Genomic DNA, 4045 nt, shown 5'->3' on the forward strand with positions numbered 1-4045 from the left:
AAATTGTTCCGTGAACAAAGTACAGTCGGTGCCTCGTACCCCATCCCTGAAGCCGGTCACAAACCGACACCAGGTCTCTGCCGATATCCGTCATTTCATACTCTGCCGGCGAGGAACTTTGAGATGAAGTATTACTGTTTCTCGCCTTGTTCGTGTCATGTCTGAAGAAGGACGTTCCAGGTACGGAGGTTAAAAAAAACTTTTCATGAAAAGGCAAATCTCCTCTGATATTTTAAATACGGGGCGGCTCAACCTGCACCCCGTTTATTAAAAAGTAAATCGCTGGCTGTTTAGAAGTTAAATTTTCCATTGCTGTTTTTCGATTCATTTTGTGGTAAAATGGGTTCGATCACATCCCAATGTTCAGCAATTTTGCCATTTTCCACCCGGAATAAATCGTAAAAGGCGCTATGTTTACCAGCAAGATTTCCTTCGCTGACAACAAGGACAAAATTGCCCTCCCCAAGTACCTTATGGATCGTATCGTATTTCATCGTGATACCGTGCCTGGCCATATCGGCCAGGGCTTTACCCAGTCCGGATAATTTATCGGGGATCTGCGGATTATGCTGTATGTAGTTGTCCCCGTCGAAGTACCCTGCCAATCTATCCATCCTACCGTTAACGAGAATGTCTTCTACAAAGCTTTTCACCAGCGCTTTGTTAGCTTCCTTTTTGCCGGGATCTGTCGCCGTTGTCGGACCATCAGTCATCGTATGACCGCTTGGGTTCGGTTGTGCCGGTTTTTCCTGGAGATTATCCCAGTGTTCTACTATTTTACCCTCTTCAAACCGAAAAATATCAAACCCGATCTTAGGGCCGAAGAAATTGTAATCCGTTTGAGTAAATACATAGTCCCCGTCCTGGAATACGCGAACAGTATTTACTTTTGCCGCCCCCTTCGGCAATGCCTGCAATAATGCACCGAATCCCGCCAAACCATCGGCAACGGCCTGGTTGTGCTGTTTGTACTTGTTGGGGTTGATTACTGCGACAGGACCTGTAGCGCCTGTTTCGATTGATTTTAATAAATCGGTTGTTTCCTGTTTTTGATTCATGATTCCTACTTTTTTGATTGTTGCCGTTTGCTGCGCTGTGCAATAGTTGCATGCCAGCAATGCTGATATGATCAGCAGATTGTTTTTTGATCTTGTCATGTTCCTGAATTTTGGATAAAGCAAAGTTCAGGCAGGAGCGGCGGCCAAAAAAGGTAGAAATCCGCCTTTAGACGATACATTTTTCACGAAACTCGGCCGGTGTCTGGTGGCTGTGTTTGCGAAAATATTTGATGAAATTGGTAGGTTCTTCAAAACCCAACTGATACCCTATGGATTTTACAGTATCGCGGGTGTGCGCCAGCAGGCGCATGGCTTCCAGCATGACGCGGTCGTCGATCATCTGTTTTGCTGTTTTGCCCAATACCCTAAAAGTCGACTGGCTAAGGCGTTTATCGGTTAGGTTAAGTTTACCGGCGTAAAAGTTCACTTGTTTATTTACATGAAATCCGGATTCGAGCAAGTGCCTGAATGAAAGCAAGTATTCGAGGTCCGCTCCTTTTTTTATTTCCTTAAAATCATACATTCGCCTTTCTCTTTCGGCGCTTAGCAAAAAGGTCAGCAGGTAAGTCTTTAATATTTTGCTTTGATAATTATCCCCGGGTTTACTGGTTTCCTCTTCGATCAGCCCGATCAAACTATTGAAAACCTTAATGTTATCATTCAATCTGAAAGCCGGGATCGAAAACAGGTCGTTAAACAGGATCGTTTCTTTCAGGAATTGTGCATCGGCTTCAGACTGGCAGAAAAAAGTTTCGGTAAATAAAATCGCCGTTCCCTCCATCGATGCGGAAGCGTCAAAGCTTTGAACAATATCTTTACTAAGGAAAAGAAGTGAATTATCTTCAATGTAAATTGGATAAAAATCAACTGAATGATTGAAGCCGCCTTTTTTAAACCAAATAATATGATAGAATGATGTACGATGCGGGGTGGTCATCAGCTCTCTGCTTTTTGTATATAGCTCCGCTAACGAGATACATTCAAATCCGATGGGCAGGTTGTCCTTAAATTTATAATTGGAAATGTCGTTTTTCATTGGAATAGATACACCGGTGATCTGAAAAGTAAAAAAACGTCTTGCTTTGGCAGCGACATGACAACGAGACGCTCCATGTTGTCAACCTTTGCCAACTTTCTGCTGACAGGTTATGATACTCATCCGTGTCTGCGGCCGCTATTTTTAACAGAAAGTCAGCCTCGCCGCTAAAATAGTCGCATTGAGCTCAGGTATTGATTACAATTTATTTTCCAAAATTTAATCCGGGGAAATTACACATAAAAACTTATTTTCCGGACTTATAAAAAAGGCCCCTGCGATGGCAGGGGCCCTGAATCATTTTATCATGGGGCTTCAAAACTCCATTGCTGATGTGCCCCAGCATTATTGTCCCATACATCGATTGATGCGCCCGGCGCATCCGATTGCCCGCCAACTTCCACTACTTTGCCGCTAAGCAAACTGGTGATCGTGTAATAACCCTCCGTATTTTTGCTGATTACAAATTTCTGATCATTAGAACCGCTATAATCCCCGATCTGTAATGCTGCACCCGCTGCGGTTGATTTATTTTCGATTTGCAGCGCTCTGCCGCTTTGCACGCCAATAATCTTATAAACACCGGCGCCGATATGAGTCAAGGTCCATCTCTGGTTATCGCCGCCCCCATATGTCCATTGTGTAATTGGTGTCCCGCTTTCGGTAACAGCACCTTTAACATCCATCGCTAACTTACTATTACGATTAATGATTTTATAAGTACCATCAGGCACCGGTACCGGAGGTGTTGTACCATTCAGATATGGCTCTAATATCGGTTTCAGCAGGGCGGCAGCTTTGATATGCCCCGCTGCAGTTGGATGTATACCGTCAGAGTAATCACCCGCTTTCAGCCACCCGTCTGTATCAATATAATGTACTTTGAGGTCGCCTGCCGCCATTCGTGTTACAACAGCGGCTAATATGGGTGAGGACTTTACTCCAAGGAATGTCCGCAGTGCAAATATTTCGGCATCGGGAAACTTCGCTCTTATCAGTGTAAGTAAATTAACATAGGCCTTTTGAAACTCAGCGTCCGGCACGCCATTATTGTCATTGGTCCCGAGATTGATGACCACGAGTTTTGGCGTATATGCCTGGAAGTTCCAGTCGCCAGTCTGAGTTTTGGTCTGATCGGATTGCATTTTAAGATATTGCACATCCATCCCTGCGTCCGGGAACCCGCTGGTCAGCTTGATACCGGGAAAGGCAATTTGTGTGTGCTCGGCACCTAAGGCTTCCGATGCCACCCAGGCATAATCCGATACATTTGCCTGGTCGCAGGTATAACCCGCTGTGATAGAGTCACCGATGTATTCTATAAGAGAAGACATCACCGTGGGTACCTTTGTGACAGCATTATTGTCCAATACGAGCCCGTCAAACTTAAACTGGTAATCATAATCCTTCCCCTGAGCCACGCTCAGCGAGTGTGTTCCATTTGTTAACGGTGTTGGAGTCAGGTTGATGGTACCACTGCTTTGCTTGTAACTTATCCATGGCCCGTTATCGATCTTCGCATAAAAATCTGAGGTATTGCCCACTTTGACCTTTACGGTCGTGCCGGTGAAATCTACCTTTATGTACGCGCCGCCCCAATAACTGACGTACTGATCTTTGTTGCTGAAATCCCAGCGGCCAAAATATCTGATGTTGGTATCCTTGAGGCTGCCATATACCTGTTCGGTTTTTGGAGGATCTGTGTCTGGATGATTATCAACAGGCTTCGGCGCCTCTTTTTTTGAACAACCGGCGGCTGTCAGTAATAAAAAAAGCAGTAAAAAATTAAGTAAGTGTTTCATCTTCATTTAATATACAATTAGGTTAAACTGGTTTATTGGTGTTTGTATCCGGGGGAACAAATAACTGCAGGGCTATTAACCGATTAATAACAGATACCTAATGACGAATATTAATTTAAAAAAAATAAAAAAGCACCGTGTATAAACAC

The 4045-nt window shown here is 44.2% G+C and carries 3 protein-coding genes; all 3 read right to left on the minus strand.

Annotated features, from left to right (window positions below; translation table 11 throughout):
- Window positions 1–290: 290 nt before the first annotated feature.
- Window positions 291–1157: a nuclear transport factor 2 family protein gene (locus tag VF500_RS03115; protein WP_330858273.1), complete on the minus strand. Its 867-nt coding sequence runs from the start codon at window positions 1155–1157 to the stop codon at window positions 291–293.
- Between the two features lie 67 nt (window positions 1158–1224).
- A complete protein-coding gene (locus VF500_RS03120; protein ID WP_330858274.1) occupies window positions 1225–2094 on the minus strand; it encodes a helix-turn-helix domain-containing protein in 870 nt (289 codons plus the stop codon).
- A gap of 305 nt (window positions 2095–2399) precedes the next feature.
- Window positions 2400–3896, minus strand: coding sequence for an RICIN domain-containing protein (locus VF500_RS03125; RefSeq protein WP_330858275.1), 1497 nt, complete (start codon window positions 3894–3896; stop codon window positions 2400–2402).
- Window positions 3897–4045: the final 149 nt, after the last annotated feature.

The sequence above is a fragment of the Mucilaginibacter sp. genome, assembly GCF_036383575.1.
Taxonomy (GTDB): Bacteria; Bacteroidota; Bacteroidia; order Sphingobacteriales; family Sphingobacteriaceae; genus Mucilaginibacter.